17 protein-coding genes, 2 tRNA genes and 2 rRNA genes (1 of these 21 running past the window's edge) are annotated in these 22,395 nt (G+C 38.3%); 8 read left to right on the top strand and 13 right to left on the bottom strand.

All coding sequences use genetic code 11. The annotated features are described in order from the left end of the window. From FBR08_RS01895 to FBR08_RS01925, 7 genes are all read right to left on the bottom strand, one after another. Positions 1-1,759: ribosomal RNA gene (locus FBR08_RS01895) — 23S ribosomal RNA — on the bottom strand; it reaches 1,122 nt to the left of the window's first position. A gap of 121 nt (positions 1,760-1,880) precedes the next feature. Then, a tRNA-Ala gene (locus FBR08_RS01900) sits at positions 1,881-1,954 on the bottom strand. Positions 1,955-2,041: 87 nt separating this feature from the next. Next, positions 2,042-2,115 (bottom strand) — tRNA-Ile (locus FBR08_RS01905). 69 nt (positions 2,116-2,184) lie between these two features. Beyond that, positions 2,185-3,702: ribosomal RNA gene (locus FBR08_RS01910) — 16S ribosomal RNA — on the bottom strand. Together the 16S and 23S rRNA genes with 2 tRNA genes alongside form the textbook arrangement of a ribosomal RNA operon. A 1,097-nt stretch (positions 3,703-4,799) precedes the next feature. Next, entirely contained in the window at positions 4,800-6,821 is a 2,022-nt protein-coding gene (locus tag FBR08_RS01915; protein WP_158961130.1) for a S8 family serine peptidase, read from the bottom strand. A 126-nt stretch (positions 6,822-6,947) separates the two neighbouring features. Beyond that, positions 6,948-8,117: a porin gene (locus tag FBR08_RS01920; RefSeq protein WP_158961132.1), complete on the bottom strand. Its 1,170-nt coding sequence runs from the start codon at positions 8,115-8,117 to the stop codon at positions 6,948-6,950. Between the two features lie 223 nt (positions 8,118-8,340). Continuing rightward, on the bottom strand, positions 8,341-10,341 hold the full coding sequence (locus FBR08_RS01925) for a S8 family serine peptidase (protein ID WP_233266197.1): 2,001 nt from the start codon (positions 10,339-10,341) through the stop codon (positions 8,341-8,343). 139 nt (positions 10,342-10,480) lie between these two features. Between FBR08_RS01925 and FBR08_RS01930 the strand changes: the two genes are divergently transcribed. Both FBR08_RS01930 and rlmH read left to right on the top strand, forming a co-directional pair. Next, positions 10,481-12,577 (top strand): M3 family metallopeptidase, encoded by a 2,097-nt coding sequence (locus FBR08_RS01930; RefSeq protein WP_158961134.1) that lies wholly within the window; start codon positions 10,481-10,483, stop codon positions 12,575-12,577. A gap of 102 nt (positions 12,578-12,679) precedes the next feature. After that, positions 12,680-13,153 carry a 23S rRNA (pseudouridine(1915)-N(3))-methyltransferase RlmH gene (rlmH, locus tag FBR08_RS01935; RefSeq protein ID WP_158961136.1) on the top strand — a complete coding sequence of 158 codons (474 nt, stop codon included), beginning with the start codon at positions 12,680-12,682 and terminating at the stop codon, positions 13,151-13,153. A 1-nt stretch (position 13,154) separates the two neighbouring features. Here rlmH and FBR08_RS01940 read toward each other — a convergent pair whose 3' ends face one another. Beyond that, positions 13,155-13,763: a hypothetical protein gene (locus tag FBR08_RS01940; RefSeq protein WP_158961138.1), complete on the bottom strand. Its 609-nt coding sequence runs from the start codon at positions 13,761-13,763 to the stop codon at positions 13,155-13,157. After that, the gene (gene folP, locus FBR08_RS01945; RefSeq protein ID WP_158961140.1) at positions 13,760-14,584 is read right to left on the bottom strand and encodes a dihydropteroate synthase; all 825 of its coding nucleotides are present in this window, start codon (positions 14,582-14,584) and stop codon (positions 13,760-13,762) included. Before folP ends, FBR08_RS01940 begins: the two co-directional genes overlap by 4 nt. Positions 14,585-14,710: 126 nt before the next feature. On the opposite strand from folP, the gene FBR08_RS01950 reads away from it, so the two are divergent. The 6 genes from FBR08_RS01950 (at position 14,711) to FBR08_RS01975 (ending at position 19,804) form a co-directional block, all read left to right on the top strand. Then, complete coding sequence (locus FBR08_RS01950) at positions 14,711-15,256, top strand: DUF1599 domain-containing protein (RefSeq protein ID WP_158961142.1); 546 nt, start codon at positions 14,711-14,713, stop codon at positions 15,254-15,256. Between the two features lie 21 nt (positions 15,257-15,277). Then, complete coding sequence (locus tag FBR08_RS01955; RefSeq protein WP_158961144.1) at positions 15,278-16,378, top strand: BT_3928 family protein; 1,101 nt, start codon at positions 15,278-15,280, stop codon at positions 16,376-16,378. A 7-nt stretch (positions 16,379-16,385) separates the two neighbouring features. After that, the gene (locus FBR08_RS01960) at positions 16,386-17,465 is read left to right on the top strand and encodes an ABC transporter permease (RefSeq protein WP_158961146.1); all 1,080 of its coding nucleotides are present in this window, start codon (positions 16,386-16,388) and stop codon (positions 17,463-17,465) included. A 13-nt stretch (positions 17,466-17,478) separates the two neighbouring features. Further along, a complete protein-coding gene (locus FBR08_RS01965; RefSeq protein ID WP_158961148.1) occupies positions 17,479-18,057 on the top strand; it encodes a TlpA family protein disulfide reductase in 579 nt (192 codons plus the stop codon). 2 nt (positions 18,058-18,059) lie between these two features. Beyond that, the gene (gene tpiA, locus FBR08_RS01970) at positions 18,060-18,812 is read left to right on the top strand and encodes a triose-phosphate isomerase (protein ID WP_158961150.1); all 753 of its coding nucleotides are present in this window, start codon (positions 18,060-18,062) and stop codon (positions 18,810-18,812) included. 125 nt (positions 18,813-18,937) lie between these two features. Beyond that, on the top strand, positions 18,938-19,804 hold the full coding sequence (locus FBR08_RS01975) for an AraC family transcriptional regulator (protein WP_158961152.1): 867 nt from the start codon (positions 18,938-18,940) through the stop codon (positions 19,802-19,804). On the opposite strand, the gene FBR08_RS01980 is transcribed toward FBR08_RS01975, so the two are convergent. The 4 genes from FBR08_RS01980 to fabF all read right to left on the bottom strand — a co-directional run bounded on the left by FBR08_RS01980 (position 19,785) and on the right by fabF (position 22,355). Beyond that, positions 19,785-19,910: a DUF4269 domain-containing protein gene (locus FBR08_RS01980; protein ID WP_317165374.1), complete on the bottom strand. Its 126-nt coding sequence runs from the start codon at positions 19,908-19,910 to the stop codon at positions 19,785-19,787. The two genes, FBR08_RS01975 and FBR08_RS01980, sit on opposite strands and share 20 nt — an antisense overlap. 6 nt (positions 19,911-19,916) lie before the next feature. After that, the gene (locus tag FBR08_RS01985; RefSeq protein ID WP_158961154.1) at positions 19,917-20,249 is read right to left on the bottom strand and encodes a DMT family transporter; all 333 of its coding nucleotides are present in this window, start codon (positions 20,247-20,249) and stop codon (positions 19,917-19,919) included. A 93-nt stretch (positions 20,250-20,342) separates the two neighbouring features. Then, positions 20,343-20,858 carry a GNAT family N-acetyltransferase gene (locus tag FBR08_RS01990; protein ID WP_158961156.1) on the bottom strand — a complete coding sequence of 172 codons (516 nt, stop codon included), beginning with the start codon at positions 20,856-20,858 and terminating at the stop codon, positions 20,343-20,345. A gap of 240 nt (positions 20,859-21,098) precedes the next feature. Further along, positions 21,099-22,355, bottom strand: coding sequence for a beta-ketoacyl-ACP synthase II (gene fabF, locus FBR08_RS01995; RefSeq protein WP_158961158.1), 1,257 nt, complete (start codon positions 22,353-22,355; stop codon positions 21,099-21,101). Positions 22,356-22,395 lie beyond the last annotated feature (40 nt).

Here is a 22,395-nt window from a genome sequence, read left to right on the forward strand (position 1 = left end):
CTGCGGCCAGCTTGCGCTGGCGACCTTTCTCCCGAAGTTACAGGTCTATTTTGCCTAGTTCCTTAGCCATGAATCTCTCGAGCGCCTTAGGATACTCTCCTCGACTACCTGTGTCGGTTTACGGTACGGGTACTAATAATCTAAGTTTAGAAGCTTTTCTTGACAGCCCTTAGGCACACTATCTCGTTGTTCGAAAACGCTGAGTACTATCGCATTTCTCCATCAACTACGCATTTTACTATAGCTGATATAGGTACGTGCTTCAACGAACTATTCCGTCAGTTCGCGGTGCTTTCATCACTGTGTCACTCCATCACAATTATTAGTAGTACGGGAATATTAACCCGTTGGCCATCGACGTCCCCCTTCGGGTGTGCCTTAGGTCCCGACTAACCCTAAGCTGATTAGCATAGCTCAGGAAACCTTAGTCTTACGGCGGGGGTGTTTCTCGCACCCCTTATCGTTACTTATGCCTACATTTTCTTTTCTATAAACTCCACCATACCTCACAGTACGGCTTCTACGTCGATAGAATGCTCCCCTACCACTCACGTTTAAAACGTAAATCCATAGCTTCGGTAGTATACTTATGCCCGATTATTATCCATGCTCGATCGCTCGACTAGTGAGCTGTTACGCACTCTTTAAATGAATGGCTGCTTCCAAGCCAACATCCTAGCTGTCTGGGCAATCAAACCGCGTTTTTTCAACTTAGTATACATTTGGGGACCTTAGCTGATGGTCTGGGTTCTTTCCCTCTCGGACATGGACCTTAGCACCCATGCCCTCACTGATGATTATCATTAATTAGCATTCGGAGTTTGTCAGGAATTGGTAGGCGGTGAAGCCCCCGCATCCAATCAGTAGCTCTACCTCTAAGTAACTATGATCATCGCTGCACCTAAATGCATTTCGGGGAGTACGAGCTATTTCCGAGTTTGATTGGCCTTTCACCCCTACCCACAGGTCATCCGAAAACTTTTCAGCGTTAAACGGTTCGGTCCTCCATTTAGTGTTACCTAAACTTCAACCTGCCCATGGGTAGATCACACGGTTTCGCGTCTACCACTACTGACTAAAGCGCCCTATTAAGACTCGCTTTCGCTACGGATCCATGACTTAATCACTTATCCTTGCCAGCAACGGTAACTCGTAGGCTCATTATGCAAAAGGCACGCCGTCACCCCACAAAGGGGCTCCGACCGCTTGTAGGCGTATGGTTTCAGGATCTATTTCACTCCGTTATTCACGGTTCTTTTCACCTTTCCCTCACGGTACTGGTTCACTATCGGTCTCTCAGGAGTATTTAGCCTTAGCGGATGGTCCCGCCAGTTTCAATCAGGGTTTCACGTGCCCCGACCTACTCAGGATACCACTATCCTTATCTTCTCTTACTTATACGGGACTATCACCCTCTTCGGTTTACCTTTCCAGGTAATTCTAATTCAATCCGCAAGAAATGTCGTGGTCCTACAACCCCAATATTGCCGTAACAACATTGGTTTGGGCTATTCCGCGTTCGCTCGCCACTACTAGCGGAATCACTTTTGTTTTCTTCTCCTCTGCCTACTTAGATGTTTCAGTTCAGCAGGTTCGCCTCCTATTCGGATACTATGTCTTCAACATAGTGGGTTGCCCCATTCGGATATCTACGGATCAAATCGTGTGTGCCAATCCCCGTAGCTTTTCGCAGCTTATCACGTCCTTCCTCGCCTCTGAGAGCCTAGGCATTCCCCATACGCCCTTATTTTGCTTATGTGCTTACAATTCTTTCGAATCGTACTTTCTATAAAATTTTTATTAAACAATAATATTAAATTACTATCTAACTGTATTTGTCGTTACAATATGTCAATGATCGTTTTGGACCGTAGTCCTAGTGGAGAATATCGGAGTCGAACCGATGACCTCCTGCGTGCAAGGCAGGCGCTCTAGCCAGCTGAGCTAATCCCCCGTTTTTAGGTCAACAGCTAACAGTTTACGGTTAACAGTAACTTTCAACGGTTTAACTAACCTCTAGAATTTCCTTTGTAATACTTAGTAGTCCCGGGCAGACTCGAACTGCCGACCCCTACATTATCAGTGTAGTACTCTAACCAGCTGAGCTACGAGACTCTGTATATTACTTATTTTATATTTGAACAAACAGCGAGAGTAAATAAACCAACCTCTTTTTTTCTCTAGAAAGGAGGTGTTCCAGCCGCACCTTCCGGTACGGCTACCTTGTTACGACTTAGCCCTAGTTACCAGTTTTACCCTAGGCAGCTCCTTGCGGCGACCGACTTCAGGTACCCCCGGCTTCCATGGCTTGACGGGCGGTGTGTACAAGGCCCGGGAACGTATTCACCGGATCATGGCTGATATCCGATTACTAGCGATTCCAGCTTCATGGAGTCGAGTTGCAGACTCCAATCCGAACTGAGACCAGTTTTTGAGATTCGCATCCAGTTGCCTGGTAGCTGCTTTCTGTACTGGCCATTGTAGCACGTGTGTAGCCCAGGACGTAAGGGCCGTGATGATTTGACGTCATCCCCACCTTCCTCGCGGTTTGCACCGGCAGTCTTGTTAGAGTTCCCGGCATGACCCGCTGGCAACTAACAATAGGGGTTGCGCTCGTTATAGGACTTAACCTGACACCTCACGGCACGAGCTGACGACAACCATGCAGCACCTTGTAAATTGCCCGAAGGAAAGTCTATCTCTAAACCTGTCAATCTACATTTAAGCCCTGGTAAGGTTCCTCGCGTATCATCGAATTAAACCACATGCTCCACCGCTTGTGCGGGCCCCCGTCAATTCCTTTGAGTTTCATTCTTGCGAACGTACTCCCCAGGTGGGATACTTATCACTTTCGCTTAGCCACTCAGTCCGAAAACCGAACAGCTAGTATCCATCGTTTACGGCGTGGACTACCAGGGTATCTAATCCTGTTCGCTACCCACGCTTTCGTTCATCAGCGTCAATAAGTATGTAGTAATCTGCCTTCGCAATTGGTATTCCATGTAATATCTAAGCATTTCACCGCTACACTACATATTCTAATTACTTCCATACTATTCAAGTCTAGCAGTATCAACGGCAATTTTACAGTTAAGCTGTAAGATTTCACCACTGACTTACTAAACCGCCTACGAACCCTTTAAACCCAATAATTCCGGATAACGCTCGGATCCTCCGTATTACCGCGGCTGCTGGCACGGAGTTAGCCGATCCTTATTCTTACGGTACCGTCAAATATCTACACGTAGATACATTTCTTCCCGTACAAAAGCAGTTTACAATCCATAGGACCGTCATCCTGCACGCGGCATGGCTGGTTCAGAGTTGCCTCCATTGACCAATATTCCTCACTGCTGCCTCCCGTAGGAGTCTGGTCCGTGTCTCAGTACCAGTGTGGGGGATCTCCCTCTCAGGACCCCTAATCATCGTCGCCTTGGTATGCCGTTACCACACCAACTAGCTAATGATACGCATGCCCATCTTTCACCGATAAATCTTTATTAATCAAATGATGCCATCCAATTAAACCATGAAGCATTAATCCGAATTTCTCCGGGCTATTCCTCTGTGAAAGGTAGGTTGCATACGCGTTACTCACCCATCCGCCGGTCTCTAGAAAGCAAGCTCTCTATACCCCTCGACTTGCATGTGTTAGGCCTGCCGCTAGCGTTCATCCTGAGCCAGGATCAAACTCTTCATCGTATATTTTTAATATTGTAAAAAGTTAGCTAGTTTATTCGTGATCCTAAAATCACCTTACTCTCTTTATTTTGTATGCTGTTGTCCAATATGTCTATGATCGTGTTTCAATCTCGCTACTACTTGATTTTCGAAGCGAGTGCAAAAGTAATCAACTTTTTCGATTTGACAAAAAAAAATTTGATTTTTTTTCTGTATCCCTCGTCAACCAGTCGGTTACTAAAGCGAGTGCAAAAGTAAAAACTTTATTTGAACTGGCAAAACTTTTTGAGAAAAAATTTTTCTTCCCTTTTTGCCAATCCTCAGTATTTACTGAAGCGGACTGCAAAGATAAGACTCTTTATTTCATTAATCCAAATTTATTTTTGAAAAATATTTCTGAACCAATCTGTCGTCTTTTCCTCTGCTTTTCTATGAACGTCTGCTTGTTTAATGCGGATGCAAAAGTAGCACCTTTTTTGCCACTTCCAAATTATTTGTTGCTTTTTTTGCAATGATTTTACACCTTTATTCGCAACTCGCTATTATGCTACCTTTTACACCTTGAAGTTTTTTTGCTTTTTTGCTGAGTTTTTACGTCTACACAGTCTCATTTAGTTATTTTGAACCAAAACGATGCTTTATCTCTTTTTTGAGCACTTTTCAAGGGATTTTGGTTTTGTATTCATTTTCAAACATTTAGCTTTTTTTACCTCCTACACCTATATAAAGGAGAAAAGGAAAACAATGCTAAAATAGGGTTCGGATTCGCTGAATAGCTAAAAAAAAGGCGTTCGTGTTCTACTTTATATAGGGTTCAGTTGAAGTTTAGTTTAAGGGTACTTTGACTAAAATCGACTTTCAGTGGACTTTCCTTGGACATTCCCTCGACAAAAACACCCTTTTTCCTAGGATACTCCAAGGAAAGTCGAAGAACTCTCGAGCTAAATGAACAGGCACCTAAAAAGAACCTAAAGAGAAACCCTTTGTTTTTAATCAGAAAAAAGAAGGCTGCTGTAAAAATAAAGGGAAAGGAGGGGTTTACCTCTCTTATATATAAAGGAGAAAAAAAAAGGAGAGCCTAAGCTCTCCTTTTTATACAAAAACAATATACTATTGTCTTATTTCTTTACAATGCGTTCTGTTTTATCAACGCCATTGCCTTTTATCTTTACAAAATAGGTCCCTGAAGACAACCCTTTCATATCTAACTCCACTTGGTTTGAAGTAAGTGTCGGTACATTTTTAACCAAACGTCCTGTCATATCAAAAACTTGAATAGACATCCCTTGCACCTGAATCTCTTCCGGAATTGTTACATTCAACTGATCCACTACAGGATTAGGCCAAATAGAGAAAGACAAATCGTTCAATTCAAACTCCTCCGTGGATAGATTATTGAAATCCGCACTACTTACAATAAGCGAATATTCCTGACCACCATCTTGCAATACTCCTTTATGAGATACTCTTATGGTATAAGTTCCCGCTTCAGCCCCTTCAATTTCTATTTTCTCAATATTATCTACATCATTATCATCTTGCAACGCGAAAAGATTATTAAAGTCTTTGTTTAATCTCCATGGATAATATTCTACTCCGTCTTTAAAAACGCGCAAATCTAAATCGTTCACCAAAGAGGGATTAAATAACACATAATTTTCATTTGAATTATTTCTATGATACAGACCCTCTGGATCAGTCCAAGATAATGTAGCAATAATTTTCCCTCCACTTTCTTTTACAATAAATTCTTTCTCATAAACACCCTCCTGCATTAACTCATTTTCTTCCACAATTGCAACTCCTGCATTTGCACCCAGCATAACCTGAACACCTGCTTTAGCATTAATCAATCCCCATCCAAATTTATGATCAGGACCTGGAGCATCACCAGCTTCATCCGCAGTATGCGCCATTAATGCGCGGATCGTTGCCGATTTAAAAGGCATTGGTTTATTCCCTATTGCCCACTGTTGCCAAAGCGCAATGACCCCAGTAATTGCTGGCGCAGCCATTGAGGTTCCTCCAAATGTTGCATACGCATCAGCTCTCGGAACTCCTATTACAGGTGTTGGCAAAACGTAATTACTTGAATAGACATTTACACCTTTAGCTGAAATATCGGGTTTAATACGAAAATCATTCGTCGGTCCATTACTACTAAAATAAGCAATACGTACACTTGCTGGTCCAGTATAATTAGCAACTTGAGACACAGCAGCCACAACAATTGCGTTTTTTGAAACGGTATGACCTAAAAGCAAATCTGCACCATTTTTAGTTGGATTCAATTTTCCTGCATAATCTTGATCATTACCTGCTGCTACGACAGGTTGATAGTATTTATAAGTATGTGTAATCCAATCAAAAGCCTGAGCACTCCTGTCATAAGTACCAAAATCATTTGCACGCACATACACCACACTTCCGTCATCACTAATTGCGGCAACACCATAAGAGTGATTAGAAACTAACAATCCATTTTCAGACGCTTCCAAATCCATTTTCTCTGTATCGTACTCCCAATTATAGCTTACTACAGTTGCTTCTGGTGCGATACCTTTAGCGCTAGCATTCACTCCTTTATTTAAAATTGTACCGATAACATGTGTTGCATGCGAACGTCCTTTAACAAACCTATTTAAGGCTGCTTGACTGATTCTATTTAGATCAGGTAATGCATCCTTCATATTTACTCTTGAGAATCCCTCCACACCTTTAAACTCGACATGTAAATCCAATCCTGGAGCACCATCCCACACCCCTACTGTAACTCCTTTTCCATCTAAATTCAAACCTAAATCTCCACCAGTAGCTATATCATTCACTCTTGCTGTTACTCGACTTCCTGCATTACTAGTGATATAGTAAATATAGGTGCCATCTTCCTCAACTCGTTGTAACGAATAGGCTCTACCATCTTCTGTAACGCCTTCTATTGGTCTATTATTTGCTTTGGCCAACTCATGAGCTTCTTGCTTTTCAACTCTAAATTTTGATAGCAAATTAGTGCGTTTTTCTTCAACAACACTCTCTTTATAGCTATTCACTATTTTTCGCTTTTGCTCTTGATTTTGAGCATGCATACTAAAACTACAAAATGCGGCAAAGCTCAATACTAAAACAATATTTTTTTTCATGATATTTTGTTTAACTTCTATAGGGTATTTTTATTCACGGGTGGAAAGGTAAAATATATATCTCAAAAAAAGATACCCTTTGGTTAATTTTAACAGAAAAAACAAGTGGACCCGTTATTTTATATTCTACAAGAGCTGTAAAGGAGAAATAAAACCAATACTAATACGACCAGTATTGCCGTCTACTTGCCCTAACTCAGTTTTTGCATAGGAAGAGTTCGCATACCAACGCCCTACATAAGCCGCATAAAATCGCAAGTCTAACTTTTTAAATGGGCTATATTGAATCATCGGACTCGCACCATAGCTTACGCGTATATGACTATTGCCAGCGTTTTCTACAGTAGTATGCTGTGCATAAGCATTACTTGTCATCAAGGTTAAGGAAAAAATCAACTTCGGATATACTTGATAGTCTAGTCTTGTCCAATGTTCAAGATATGCAACATCCTTAGCCATGATTGGTTTTTCTTCCTGAGACATGGAGCTAATAATTCCATGTCTATCAATGGCATCATGTGTATATTGAAAATCGTACATCCAGGTTAACTGTTTATTTTGATATTTATTTCCTAACGCGATGTAATACATTCCTTTATTTTTAGCTTGCGTAAAATAGCTATAGCTATAAGAAGTTTGAAATTGATTATCCCAAAAACTCCCCCTCCAATTACCAACGAAAGCCAACGGAACTTTTGTTTCTTCAATTCCTTTAGGTAGGATAATTGTTCCCTTTTTATCTAATCGATTAGCACTGGCATTAAGTACCTGTACATTGAAACGATGTTTTTCATTCACCTGGTAACCAACTCCAACTCCAACAAGATAGTTTTCGGAATGATTTAATATATCGTTATACTCTAAAACCTCTATGGGATTTAGATCAAATTCATATCCTCCCCAATCTGCAGAAAGTTTTCCTAAGGTCACATTTAATTTATCCGTTGCCTTCACATCAATAAAAGCAATATCTACTGTTGAATTAACATTATCTAGAGTACCCGGAATAGGAGCTGATGTAAAGCGATTTCTAAATCGAAAACCAACTTTTTCGTGCACTTTCGCACTTAAATCAATACGCAATTCATTACCACTAAAACGACTAGTTGCTAATTTGTCTTGCTTAAAATCAGAGTCAAGACCGTATCGCATATAAAAAACCAAATCAAAATCTTTCAGTAGATTTTGTTTATTTACGGGAATCAGAGGGTTGGTTAGAGAATCATTGGCACTACTCTGTTGGCCAAAAGCAAATGTTGATATTCCTATCAAGATTAAACACACAAGTCGTTTCATATCTTCATTGTTATTTTAATTTTTAATCCTTTTCCTTGTGTTTCTCTTACATAATCTTCGTTTCTAAAATCGAATTTTATCCTAAAAAATCACAATTGACTAAAAATCAAATAACATGCCGTTTTTAACTTTTAATTGAAATATAAAAGAATCCCAATTATTTAAAACGAAAAACGAATCATTTACAACACAAATATTAGCTTACCTTCAATTCAATTTCATTTTATCTTTTAATAAATTTCACTTGGTACTTTTTAAATGCCCCCGTGATGGTGAGAAAATACATTCCTCTTGATAAAAAGGAAACATTCAAGCTTTGTCTATTCGCTGCTTGTATAGGCAAGCTAGTGATGTATTTTCCAGATTGATCGTAAATTACAACTTCAAGTGCTGTAAAAACAAAGGGCTGCGGAATCTCTATATTGAGGATTTCCTCTACTGGGTTAGGCCAAGCAACAACTTGTTCGACGTCTTTTTCCTCTTGTTCTGCAAGTAAAACGACCCCATTATACGTATTTCCATTGACAATTAGACTGTAGTCTTGTACTTGATTTTTCAATTGCCCTTTATGAGAAACGACAACCTCATAAACGCCCAATGCTGGATTCTCAATGTCGATTCTCTCCACATTGTCAACTTGATTATCTCCTTGAACAGCCTTGCTTTCGACAAAACGCTCAGTTAACTTCCAAGGAAAATAAACTATTCCGTCTTTATACACGCGTAAATCTAAATCGTTTACTAATGTTTTGCTTGCGTTTGTTTCAGAAAAATTTTCTTCCTTAAAGGTACCCGCAACATCCGTCCAACAAATAGTAAATGACAGTTGGTCCATTGGCTCCTCTACGCTTATACGAATAACTTTTGATTCTTTGTTTAGCAAGGTCTCCTCTCTTATAACCGCTTGTTTATTGTTGGCAGCATCTAGTAATTGAATTCCATTCCAAGCATGCACAACGCCCCAACCTGTTCGTGCATTCGGTCCTTTTTCTTGTGAAAAAGGCTTAGCACTATTTATCATGATTCCCTTTATTGTAGCTGCTTTGTATGGAAAATGACTGTGATTGAGTCTCCATTGTTGCCACAATAATAAAATTCCAGCAACAGATGGAGCCGCCATAGAAGTTCCACTCAAAGTTGTGTACAGATTATCTTTTTCAATATCTCCATTAGTAAAACGATACTGATACGCCGTTGATAACACATCCTTTCCTATAGCCACAATATCGGGTTTAATGCGAAAATCATTAGTAGGTCCATTACTACTAAATTCCGTTTCTTCGAAAATACCTGAGGCCTGTAAACTTATTGCACCAACAACAATTGCATTTTTGGCATTCGCATGTCCCAATAGCAAATCCATTCCTTGTTTCTCTGGATTAACAATATTCGCATATAATTTATCATTCCCTGCAGCAATGACGGGTTGTAAGTAAGGATATAGATACGTCAATTGATCTAGGTGCACCGCATCGATACTATAAGTTCCGAAATACTCTTTAGGTAAAAGGGGTTGTTTGTTATCATCAACTGCGGCAATGCCATAGGAATGATTGGACACTAAGATGCCTTGTCTGCCTAAGTTTCCTAACTTAACCATATCATTATTCCATTGGTAACTCAGTGCTTCTGCTTTAGGAGCCATCCCCTTCGCTTCGCGATTTTTCCCTTCAGCAAGTATAGTCCCTGTAACATGTGTAGCGTGATTTCGCCTTCTTTCTAGGTCTACAAAAGTACGAGTCCCTTCTTCCGTATTCACTTCCCATTTATCAAGTATTTTTACGCGTCCTTGTGGTTGTCCGCTAAACTCTTTGTGTTTGGGAAAAACTAAATCCCCATCAATAACACCAACTACCATTTGCTGTCCTAATAACGCATTAAAGGTAGGGTTCGTTGATTCACTCAGTTGATTCACTCCACTACTTGCTCTAGAAATCACATTATGCGTCTTAAAGTAAATAACTGTATTTCGCTCCATACGCTGAGCTTGATAATAATTTACTTCATCCGTAAATTGAGCTTTAAAATAACGATTGTGCTTTTGGTATTCTCGTAACTTTTCGCTTGCTGAAGCTGCTTCTTTTTCTATTTGCAGCTGTATATGCTCCGCGTCTTCTGTTGTGTACTTCTGCTGCAATTGTTGTCGAATGGCAGGTGATTGAGCAGATAAACTTACCCCTCCAAGAACAAAAAGAATACTCCATAACGCGGACATTTTCGGCATAACTTTGATTTAGAAAAATTACTAATTAACACGATCGTGTTTTTCAACTTAAAAGTGAGGTTTAAATTTATAATAAATTAAGTCAATTGCAATATATTTTTATCTTTGACATTCATTAAATCAAAAACTATTCTACCTTATGTATATAAAAAAAGTGATTATGGGCGCTGCATTAGGCGCTGCTGTATTTTCTATCTCTTGTCAAAACAAGGCTAAATGGGATGAAACCAATGCTTTTTTTCAAGAAAGTGAATTGCCTTACCATACGGCTGATTTTTCAAAAATACAGAACAAAGATTTTAAACCTGCCCTATTAGAAGGTATGCGTCAGCAAGCAGAAGCCATTGAGAAGATTGCATCAAATAGCGAAGCGCCTACATTTTCTAATACCATTGAGGCACTAGAACTTTCAGGTACCCTTCTTACGCGTGTTAGCCATGTTTTTCATCTATTAACAGGAGCGCATACGAATGATGAATTAATTGAGATTAACAGTGAACTAGCACCAAAATTTGCGACCCATACAGATGGCATTTACTTAAACGACGCTTTATTTGAGCGTGTTAAGCAATTGCACAAGGATCGCACTATTTTAGGTCTTGATGAGGAACAAGTAAGGCTTATTGACGTATACTATGAGCGCTTTGTGCAAGCAGGTGCAAATTTAAGTGCAGAAGCTAAAAAACAATTAAAACAGCTCAATCAGGAGATTGCGACCTTGACAAACGAATTTAGCGATAAACTCTTAGCTGCAACAAAGGCTGGTTCTGTTTCATTTACCAAAGAGCAATTACAAGGTTTACCTGAGGAGGATTTCACCTCTTTACAACAAAAAGACGGAAAGTATTTACTTGCTTTGAACAATACTACCCAGCAACCAGCATTGAGTCAGTTACAGCAAAAAGAAACCCGTGAGCATTTATTTCAACAAGCGTGGATCCGAGCGGAAAAAAAGGACAAAAATGACACGCGTTCAACTATTGTTGCATTAGCTAAAAAACGAGCGGAAAAAGCAAAATTATTGGGATTCGACACCTATGCTGCTTGGAGTCTACAAGGAACAATGGCCCAAAACCCAGCGCGTGTTTTTTCGATGTTATCAAATTTGAGTTCACATGCAATGCAAGCGGTAAAAGAAGAGACCGAATTATTGCAAGGGGCTAATAAATCTGCAACCCCATTAACTGCTGCGGATTGGACCTATTATGCAGAACAAGTAAGACAGGAGAAATTCGCCTTGAATCAAGAAGAGCTAAAACCTTATTTTGAACTAGATAAAGTGCTTAAAGATGGTGTTTTCTTTATGGCTAAATACTTGTATGGAATTTCTTTTATTGAGCGAAACGACATCCCTGTTTGGCATGAAGACGTTAAAGTATATGAATTCTTCAACAAAGATGGCAGCAAGTTAGGGTTATTTTATACTGATTATTTTCAACGTGATTCAAAACAAGGAGGAGCTTGGATGAGTAATATTGTAGATCAATCGTACTTGATGAATCAATTGCCTGTCATTTATAATGTTGCTAATTTTCCAAAACCCGCAGAAGGTCAGGCTTCTTTGTTAACGCTTGATCAAGTTGTTACCTTGTTCCACGAATTTGGTCATGCTTTACATGGTCTATTTGCTGATCAAAAGTATCCTACTTTATCTGGGACAAATGTTTCCCGTGATTTTGTAGAATTTCCTTCTCAATTTCACGAGCACTTTGCTTTTGACCCTCTTATTTTGGACAATTACGCGAAACATTATCAAACGGGGTATATTATGCCTCAAGCCTTTGCAGACAACATTAAAGCTGCTGCGGGCTTCAATAAAGGCTATAGTTTAACGGAATTGTTAGGTGCTACATTTTTGGATTTAGCTTGGCATAGTATCGATGCAAATACAGAAATTACAGATGTGGATCAATTTGAAATTGATGCTTTAAATAAATACGGGATTTATACTTCCTTAGTTCCTCCAAGATATCGATCTTCTTACTTTAGTCATATTTTTGGTGGCGGATATGCCGCGGGATACTACTCTTATAAATGGTCAGAAATGATTGACTTCGACGCTTACGCCTGGTTAATGGAAAACGGGGGTATAACCCCTCGAAATGGAGAGATTTTGCGCAAGAAGCTATTTTCTAGAGGAAACACAGTACCCTTAGATAAATTATATCGTGATTTTAGAGGTAAAGATCCGAATATTGATGCATACTTACATTATTCTGGTTTTTCAAAACAATAAAAAACAAACAAAGCTATCCTCACCGATAGCTTTGTTTGTTTTAGGTTACTCTTTTTCGCATCACAAGAAAATAGTACCTTTGTTGCAAATCAATTTTTTCAGATGAATATCAAACTACTGGCTATCGGCAAAACAGATAATAAGGAATTACAAACCCTAATGAATGACTACATGAAGCGTTTGTCTTTTTACGTCAAATTTGACATGGAGATTATCGCTGATATCAAAAATGCTAAAAATCTATCCGAAGCCCAGCAAAAACAAAAAGAAGGTGAATTGATTTTAAGTAAAATTGGCCCTACTGATTTTTTGGTTCTCCTCGATGAAAAGGGAAAAGAATTCACAAGCGTAGATTTTGCGGATGAACTACAGAAGAGAATGAATGCGGGAATCAAGACCTTGGTATTTGTTATTGGTGGACCGTATGGTTTTTCAGAAGAAGTCTATAAAAATGCGAAAGGGAAAATATCACTTTCAAAAATGACATTTTCCCATCAAATGATTCGCTTATTTATTATTGAACAACTCTATCGCGGATTTACCATTTTGCGCAATGAGCCTTATCATCATCAGTAACCTAGTATATACGATCTTCGTTTACAAACTGCTTGCTTATTTTTAACTCTTCCAACAAGATTCTCAGTTGTAGATACTGTTCGAAATCTAACTCCTTACTGAATCCCAATTGGAGGCTATCTTTGCCTTGCGTTACTTCTACTAGTTGCTTGCGATCCGTTGCCTTTCCTTCAAAGAAAACATCATTAGATGCGTTGACATAAAGCAAGTTATCTGTAGAGGCGGGACGCTCAAAGCTATAATCTAATGATTTAAACGGAAAAAAGGATAAATGTTTGTTTAGCGTATCTGCATAGCTGTAAAAAACGCCTTTTTCATCCATATGTAAATTCGCTTTGTCGTATTTTTTATTCTTGATTCCCGACACGATTTCCAATACCTCTTTTGCATTGAGTTCTCGCTCAATGTGAAAGATAAAATTAGTTCCTCCTATTTTGTTGTTATCGTTTAAAAGAGGGTGAATCCCATCCTCAGCATATTCGATATAAATTGGCGAGTGATCGTCAATTCCTTCTTCAACAATATAGGCTGCACGAGCTAATTTCATTTCTTTTTTATCACAGCTCATAAACAAGCAAAGAAAAGGTAATACAAACAGTAATTTTCTCATATCATCAATTGGTTTAAAATTTTTCTAACTTCATTTGCTTCTTTAACATCGTGTACACGTAAAATTTTCGCACCTTTTTGTAGGGCGATTGTATTCAACACAGTTGTTCCATTCAACGCTTCTTGTGGTGTACAATCCAAGAGTTTATACAGCATGGATTTACGGGATATTCCCACGAGTAATGGCGATTCAAAACAGTGCAAATGCTCTAGTTTAGCCATCAACTCATAATTTTGCTCCATCGTTTTGGCAAAGCCAAACCCTGGATCTAAGATAACATCATTAATTTTAGCTGCTCTAGCTTGCGCTAATCGCTCTGAAAAATAATAGCGCATATCCACAATTAGATCATCGTATGTTGTCATGCTTTGCATGGTTTGAGGATTTCCTCTCATGTGCATCATAATATACGGAACTTGTAATTGTCCTACTACGTCAATCATCTGCTCATCTAACAAGCCTGCAGCAATATCATTTACAATAGCTCCCCCTGCTTCAATAGCCTCTTTAGCTACTTTAGCTCGAAAGGTATCGATGGATATTTTTATCGTTGGAAATTGCTTAACGAGCAAAGACACTACACTTACTAACCTTTTAATTTCCTCTTCTTCACTGACGAATTCGGCACTGGGCTTAGAAGAATAAGCTCCTAAATCTATAAAATCGGCCCCTTCTGACAGCATTTTTTCTGTTTGTTTTACAAAGTCAACATCCGTTTTGTACTGTCCTCCGTCATAGAAAGAGTTGGGCGTAATATTTAAAATTCCCATGATTTTTGGGGTAGATAAATCAATCAATTCTCCTTTGCAATTTATTGTCATACAGCACAATTCAATATTTTATCTTATTTTTATCTATATTTAATTTTCCAAAAGGTGTAACATTATTTTCAACACCATAGTATTATTACTATTTTTGAAAAATAATCCAATACAAATATAGTTTAAATGAGTACTACTTCTATACAATATGATCAGGTAATTGCTATTTGCAAATCGTTATTCCAGAAAAAGATGCACGATTACGGATGTGCTTGGCGTATCATGCGCTTGAGTTCATTGACAGATCAAATTTACATCAAAGCTCAGCGCTTGAGAAGTATTCAAGAAAATACTGTACGCAAAGTGGACGAAGGGGAAATCCCAGAATTTATAGGCATTGTAAATTACTGCATTATGGCGTTAATTAACGCTGAAATTGGCGTGGGAAAATACCCGGATTTAACGGCAGAAGAAGTAGAGTCACAATATGACAAACACGTATTGGAGACTAAAGCCTTAATGGAAAACAAAAATCACGATTACGGAGAGGCTTGGCGTGATTTACGCGTTAGTTCGCTAACAGATTTAATTTTACAAAAGTTACTCCGCGTAAAGCAAATTGAAGACAATAAAGGAAAAACACTAGCGTCCGAAGGCATTGAAGCTAACTATCAAGATATGTTAAACTATGCTGTATTCGCTTTGATTCACCTTGAAATAATAAACGAATAAATAACCATCAACCCACTAATTATGAAATTCATCACGCAACTGTCGCGCATTTTTGTAGGCGTATTATTTATTTTATCTGGTTTAGTAAAATTGAATGACCCTACGGGTTTTTCCTTTAAACTAGAAGAATACTTTTCAGAAGCAGTTTTAAACTTGCCTTTTTTAACGCCTTATGCCCTTTCTCTAGCAGTTGTACTGGTCATTGCTGAAGTCATTTTAGGTGTAGCTTTATTATTGGGTTTCATGCGTAAATTAACGTTGACGTTATTATTTTTAATGATTGTATTCTTTACATTCTTAACCTTCTATTCTGCTTATTTCAATAAAGTAACAGACTGTGGTTGTTTTGGGGATGCTGTCCCTTTAACTCCTTGGGGATCGTTTACCAAAGATATTGTCTTATTGATTCTCATTCTTATTCTCATCAAATTTAAATCGTTTATTCAACCTATATTCCAAGCCAAAACCAACAATTTAATCCTGATGATGACTGTGATTTTAAGTTGTTTTATGGGGTATTGGGTATTGAATCACTTGCCTTTAAAAGATTTCAGAGCATACAAAGTGGGAACGGATATTCAGAAGGGAATGGAAATTCCTGCAGATGCTCCGAAAGCAGAATACCAAATGACGTTTTACTACAATGTAAATGGCAAAGAAGAAAAATTCACGGATAAAGAGCTAGGTAATATTCCAGAAGGTGCTGAATTTGTTCGTCGCGAAGACATTCAATTAAGCGAAGGATACCAACCGGCTATTCACGATTTAACGATGGATTTAGATGGAGAAGAGCACTTGACAGCAATGTTAGAAGAACCCAAGTTAATTTGGATTATTTCGTACGATTTAGAGCGTGCAGATGCGGAAGGATTACAAGCAATGAAAGACTTTGCAAACAAAGCGATTGTCAAAGGTTACGTTGTTGCAGGACTAACAGCTTCTAGTAATGCCATTATCGACGGCGTAATTAAAAAATACGAATTGCCTTTCCTTTATTATACTGCTGATGCAACGACGCTTAAAACCATTGAAAGAGCAAATCCGAGTATTGTCGTAGTAGAAAAAGGAGTCATTGTTGAAAAGAAACACTGGAAAGACCGCAATCAGGTTACCCTAAAATAGAACCATCTTGCTGACTTATTTCACAAAAAAATTAGGTTACGCCCTACTCACTCTTTGGGGGGTGGTTAGTGTAGTTTTCTTTTTGTTTACCATTTTACCTGGTGATCCAGCGCGCATGATGTTGGATCAAAATGAAAGTGCTGAACAACTATTGGCTATAAAAAAGAAGTATGGATTTGATCAACCCATTAGCAAACAATACGCGCTATATTTGAATGATTTATCTCCCCTTTCACTGCATAGTACATTAGCTGAAGATTACAGTTTTAGACATGAAAACAAGTATCATGGTTTGGTTTTATTCACGACAGGACAAACTGAATTGATGCTCAAAGCTCCCTATTTAAGAGAGAGTTTTCAAAAGAACGGAAAAACGGTTAGTAGTATTTTGGCAGAAACACTGCCTAATACTGTACTATTGGCCACAGTGGCTATTGGGATTGCCCTTTGTATTGGTGTACTATTAGGGGTATTTTCCGCTTTACATGTCAATACGTGGTTGGATCGTCTAATTTCCGTTGTGAGTACCTTTGGAATGAGCATTCCCTCTTTCTTTAGTGCGATTTTATTCGCCTGGATTTTCGGTTATCTCCTGCACACCTATACCCAATTGCCCATGACAGGTAGTTTGTATGAAGTGGATGATTACGGCGATGGACGTTATTTAGCGTTGAAAAACATCATTTTACCCGCACTTGTTTTGGGAATTCGTCCTTTATCTGTCGTTATTCAACTGATGCGAAACTCCCTATTAGAAGTTTTGAGTTTGGATTATATTCGAACAGCCAAAGCGAAAGGGATGAGTACCACACAAGTAATCTATAAACACGCGTTGAAAAACGCACTTAATCCCGTTGTAACAGCACTTTCTGGTTGGTTTGCCTCCATGTTAGCTGGCGCGGTTTTTGTAGAGTATATTTTTGGATGGAATGGATTGGGTAAAGAAATTGTAGAAGCCTTAAACACCTTAGATCTTCCCATTATCATGGGAGCTGTACTTACTATTGCAACAGCTTTCGTAATCCTAACAATTTTAGTAGATTTGATCTATGCTTATTTAGATCCTAGAATAAAGCTAAACGAATAAATATTAACCCATTATGAAGAAAATTTTTATTGCCCTTTCTATACTTGCTTTAACAGCTACTGCTTGTAAGCAACAAACAGAGAAGTTGGAAGTTATTTCAACTGAAGAACCAACTCCAACAGCTACAACAACTGAAGATGCAAATGTTGATACCACAAAATTTGCCCCAGCAGCTTTGAATCAAGTATTTCACAAATTAGATGGAAATACAATTAGCTTTCAAGAAATACTCACACAATACGCAGGTAAAAACATCCTCATTGACGTGTGGGCTGCTTGGTGTCCGGATTGTATCAAAGCACTTCCTGAAATAAAAAAAATTAAAGCTGCATTTCCAGAAGTTGTTTTCGTCAATTTATCTTTAGATAAAACACCTGAAGCTTGGAAAGAAGCGATTGAAAAATACGGTATTGAAGGGGAACAATTCCACCTCAACGACGAGAAGCGAATGAAAGGAACCTTTGGACAAGCGATTCAGTTAAACTGGATTCCTCGCTATATGGTAGTAAATAAAGAAGGTAAAATTGAGCTTTTCAATGCTACAGAGAAAAACTTTGAAGACATAAAAGCCTTATTAAATACAATACAATAATTATGAGACACCCAATTGTTGCTGGAAACTGGAAAATGCACAAAACTCTTTCAGAGACTCATGTGCTATTAGATGAGTTAATTGAACTATTGCCTACAGGTAAAGAAGTAGAAGTGATTGTAGCTCCTACTTTTACAAACTTAGCGAGTGCAGTAGATCACTTAGAAGGAACAAACATTCAAGTGGCAGCTCAAAATATGCACCAAGCAGAAGGTGGTGCTTTTACAGGAGAGATTTCTGCTCAAATGTTGTTAAGCGTTGGTGTTGAAACTGTCATAATCGGACACTCGGAACGAAGACATTACTTTAAAGAAACGGACGCTATTTTAGCAGATAAGGTAAATACGGCATTCAAACATAATATGCGTGTCATCTACTGTATTGGTGAAGAGTTAAAAGACCGTGAAAGCAAACAATACCTCAATGTTATTTTCAATCAGTTGAGAGATGGATTATTCCATTTAAGCAAGGCGCAATGGGAGAATATTGTAATCGCTTATGAACCTGTATGGGCTATTGGAACTGGAGAAACAGCAACACCAGAACAAGCACAAGAAATTCACGCTTTTATTCGCCAAGAAATTGAACGTCAATACGATAAAACAGTTGCAGAAAATACATCTATCCTCTATGGAGGTAGTGTTAAACCTACTAATGCAAAAGAAATTTTCTCTAAACCCGATGTTGACGGTGGTCTAATTGGTGGAGCGGCTTTAGTAGCTAGCGATTTCGCAGCAATCGTTGCAGCAATTTAAAAAAAATCAATCTTTTATATCTCAGCCTATCTATTGCAGATAGGCTTTTTTATTTTTCATCTTTGTTATTTATAAAGATTCTAAATAATTTAGTATCTTTGTGCTACACAAATAAAAACTACACGATGTCCTATAATCAAGAAATTGTAACATATAGCCAAGATAAATCAGTTAAAAATGGTGTTTTTCTAAAAGAACTAGCTCCGCAAACGCTAGCAGATGACATTATAGGTTTAACCCATCGCGACGATTATTATGTGTTTATCCTGGTTCTAAACGGAACCTTCCGCATCAATTGTGAGTTACAATCACACAAACTTCAAACGAGAGATTTATTTCTAATCAAACCCTATCAGATTCACACGATTGAAGAATACAGTGAAGATTTTTTTGCACATTTTTTAAGCATTCAAGACTTTCGAATTCCGGATGAGTTAACCTATCTTCTTTTCAATTTACCCAATACGCAACAGCGCATTTCCTTGAAAACAGCAGCTTGTCAAACCTTACTCGAAACAATTCATCTATTGACAAAATATGAAACGCAGAAAGAAGAGTATACTACAGAAATGACCAATGGTTTATTTCAGGCAATTATCTATAAAATTGGCTCTCTTTATAAAGAAACTACTCGAGTGCCTGAAGTTTCTGCTATTAACCAATCCAACGTAATTACATCCAAATTTAAACGTTTAATTACAACGCAAACCCATTTGAAGCAACCTTCTTATTTTGCTGATTTATTGTTTATCACTCCTGCGCATTTAAATGACTGTGTCAAAAAAACAACCGGAAAAACCGTGAGTTATTGGTTAAAGAAATCCATTATTGATGAAGCCAAACGCTTATTGTATTACACGACCAAATCGGTTAAGGAGATTGCTTTTGCTTTAGGATATGAGGATCACACTTACTTTTCGCGTTTATTTAAAAAGCACGTGAAGCAAACCCCATTACAATTTAGAGGAGATATTATCCCTTTGGTTCACTAATTTTTAAGGGACACAAAAGTAAGCTTTCATAGGGATCACCTGTTAATCCTAAGAGTTTTGCAAAGGCGGGTTCCGTTTTTAAATAGGTGATGGTACTAAAATCAATTTTCTTTTAATGTGCATTCATTTTAGAAAATAAATTAATGATAATCACCCCTAAAATAATAAAAGCCATACCGATAATTGCGGGTACATCTGGTTTTTGACCGTAGACAAGAATTGCGACAACGGTGACTAATACGATTCCTATTCCAGACCAAATAGCATACGCGATTCCAACAGGAATGGTACGAAGCGTTAAGCTCAAAAAATAAAAAGCTACCGCATACATTGTTACTGTAATAATACTTGGAATAATTTTGGTAAACTCATGGGATGCTTTTAGGGCACTAGTTGCGATTACCTCACTAACGATAGCAATAAGTAAGAAAAGAAAGTTTTTCACCGTTTACATGATTAAAAAACAAAGGTAAGCTAGATTCATTCATGAAGAAGAATCACCGCCGTATTTTAACGTGCTTAATTTCTTTGTTTCTATTTATTCTCTCATGTACCAATAGTGATCAACGCCATCCAGATCAAAAGTATAAGCAGCGTGAAAGCCAATTTTACCCAACACGCGTATAGAGCTTTCATTCTCCACTTCAGAAACGGCAAAGATGGGGTGTTGTTTGAAGTGCTTAGCAGCATAATCTAAGCATGCCTTTGTCGCTTCAGTTGCATAGCCTTTTCCCCAGGCATCAAATCGAAAACGATACGCTAAATCTAAATATTCACGCAGGCCGTTTAAACCATTTTCAACTAATTTAAACCCACACCAACCGATAAACTCCCCCGTGTTCTTTTCAATAATTGCCCAACGTCCAACGCCAAAATCAGCGTATTGTTTTTGAATAAATTCAATGATTTCATTTGCTTCCTCCATCGAAGTAATAACCATACTTCCCACATATTTTACTACGCGCTCGTCACTGTCTAAATTGTAAATTCCCGGTGCATCTTCTTTTGTTATCTCTCGAATGATCAAACGATCTGTTTCAATAATTGTCGCCATAATTATGTTGTATTTCTTACTAATTTAATAAAATTATCCTTATAAATTGGAAGATATACTAAAAACTACTTATTCCTCTTTTTTATAGAAAGAAGGGAGCCGTGGTGAGGTAATCAGTTCTGCTTTTTTGTGTTTTTGCTTTTTTGTACAAACTCTCAATATTTAGAAGATTTCCGCGACAACTTGATAACACATCGCAATCTCCCCTTCGTTTCGATTTCCTCTCACTGTTCTACAAAATCACCTTGCATCCACTTCTAATTTCTTAAAAATAACACTTGAGGTATGTCCCCCAAAACCAAAAGTATTATTCATAGCAACCTTAACCACTTTATGCTGAGCAACATTAGGCGTTAAATTTAAGGCCTCACTAATTGCGGGATCCAAAGTATCTAAATTAATCGTAGGTGGAATCATTCCCTCCGTTATACTCTTAATACACAAAATTGATTCTATAGCACCCGCTGCTCCAAGGAGATGCCCTGTCATGGATTTGGTGGCACTCACATGCAGTTGGCTAAGATGGTCTTTAAAAAGATGTTCTATCGCTTTGCATTCACTAATATCTCCAACTGGAGTAGAAGTTGCATGAGCGTTAATATAATCGACCGCTTGTGCCTGGAGGCCTGCGTCAGTTAAAGCTTGTTGCATCGCTGCAATTGCTCCTTCTCCTTCGGGATGTGTTGCCGCCACGTGATAGGCATCAGAGGCAGAGCCATAACCAACTAACTCACAGTAAATCTTAGCTCCTCTTTTTTGCGCGTGCTCTAGTTCCTCCAGCAATAAAATACCAGCTCCTTCACCCGCCACAAATCCTGTTCGGTGGGCATCAAAAGGACGAGATGCTTGGCTTGGATATTCATTGGCCGTAGATAAAGCTTTCATCGCATTAAACCCTGCAATAGCCGATTGGCAAATCGTAGCTTCCGTTCCTCCTGCTAAGATTAAATCTGCTCTGCCTAAGCGAATAGCATCAAAAGCACTGCCAATTGCGTTATTTGACGCAGCACAAGCTGAAGCTACGGCATAGCTAATTCCCTTTAAACCATAGCGGATAGAAATTTGCCCTGCTGCCATATTCGAAATCATCTTGGTAATAAAGAAAGGATTAAATCGAGGTTGAGTTGTATCTTTTCCAAAATTCAATATTTCCTCTTCTAACGTTTCTAAACCGCCAATTCCCGTAGCGATAATTGCTCCAAATCGATGGCGATTGATCTGCTCCCAATTTAATTGAGCATCCGAGATACATTCTTCACTAGCCGCAATAGCATATTGCGTAAATAAATCCATTTTTCTCGATTCAGGCTTAGTAAAATAGAGCAAAGGATCAAATCCTTTTACTTCACAAGCAAATTTGGTTTTAAAATGAGTAGCATCAAAATGCGTGATCGATGCAGCTCCACTTTTTCCTTGAATGGCCTTGTTCCAGAACGCATCTACATTATTTCCTAAAGGCGTAATAGCACCTAAGCCCGTAATAACAACTCTTTTCATAATTTTCATTTTTTTTATACTTACTAATAAGTAAGTGATG

It is taken from the genome of Myroides fluvii, from assembly GCF_009792295.1.
Lineage (GTDB): Bacteria > Bacteroidota > Bacteroidia > Flavobacteriales > Flavobacteriaceae > Flavobacterium > Flavobacterium fluvii_A.

What these genes read in the sequence shown, in the direction of transcription:
- FBR08_RS01915 (WP_158961130.1), bottom strand. Translation starts at nt 6,821, where the DNA reads ATGAAAAAAAATATTGTTTTAGTATTGAGCTTTGCCGCATTTTGTAGT.
- FBR08_RS01920 (WP_158961132.1), bottom strand. Translation starts at nt 8,117, where the DNA reads ATGAAACGACTTGTGTGTTTAATCTTGATAGGAATATCAACATTTGCT.
- FBR08_RS01925 (WP_233266197.1), bottom strand. Translation starts at nt 10,341, where the DNA reads ATGCCGAAAATGTCCGCGTTATGGAGTATTCTTTTTGTTCTTGGAGGG.
- FBR08_RS01930 (WP_158961134.1), top strand. Translation starts at nt 10,481, where the DNA reads ATGTATATAAAAAAAGTGATTATGGGCGCTGCATTAGGCGCTGCTGTA.
- rlmH (WP_158961136.1), top strand. Translation starts at nt 12,680, where the DNA reads ATGAATATCAAACTACTGGCTATCGGCAAAACAGATAATAAGGAATTA.
- FBR08_RS01940 (WP_158961138.1), bottom strand. Translation starts at nt 13,763, where the DNA reads ATGAGAAAATTACTGTTTGTATTACCTTTTCTTTGCTTGTTTATGAGC.
- folP (WP_158961140.1), bottom strand. Translation starts at nt 14,584, where the DNA reads ATGACAATAAATTGCAAAGGAGAATTGATTGATTTATCTACCCCAAAA.
- FBR08_RS01950 (WP_158961142.1), top strand. Translation starts at nt 14,711, where the DNA reads ATGAGTACTACTTCTATACAATATGATCAGGTAATTGCTATTTGCAAA.
- FBR08_RS01955 (WP_158961144.1), top strand. Translation starts at nt 15,278, where the DNA reads ATGAAATTCATCACGCAACTGTCGCGCATTTTTGTAGGCGTATTATTT.
- FBR08_RS01965 (WP_158961148.1), top strand. Translation starts at nt 17,479, where the DNA reads ATGAAGAAAATTTTTATTGCCCTTTCTATACTTGCTTTAACAGCTACT.
- tpiA (WP_158961150.1), top strand. Translation starts at nt 18,060, where the DNA reads ATGAGACACCCAATTGTTGCTGGAAACTGGAAAATGCACAAAACTCTT.
- FBR08_RS01975 (WP_158961152.1), top strand. Translation starts at nt 18,938, where the DNA reads ATGTCCTATAATCAAGAAATTGTAACATATAGCCAAGATAAATCAGTT.
- FBR08_RS01990 (WP_158961156.1), bottom strand. Translation starts at nt 20,858, where the DNA reads ATGGCGACAATTATTGAAACAGATCGTTTGATCATTCGAGAGATAACA.
- fabF (WP_158961158.1), bottom strand. Translation starts at nt 22,355, where the DNA reads ATGAAAAGAGTTGTTATTACGGGCTTAGGTGCTATTACGCCTTTAGGA.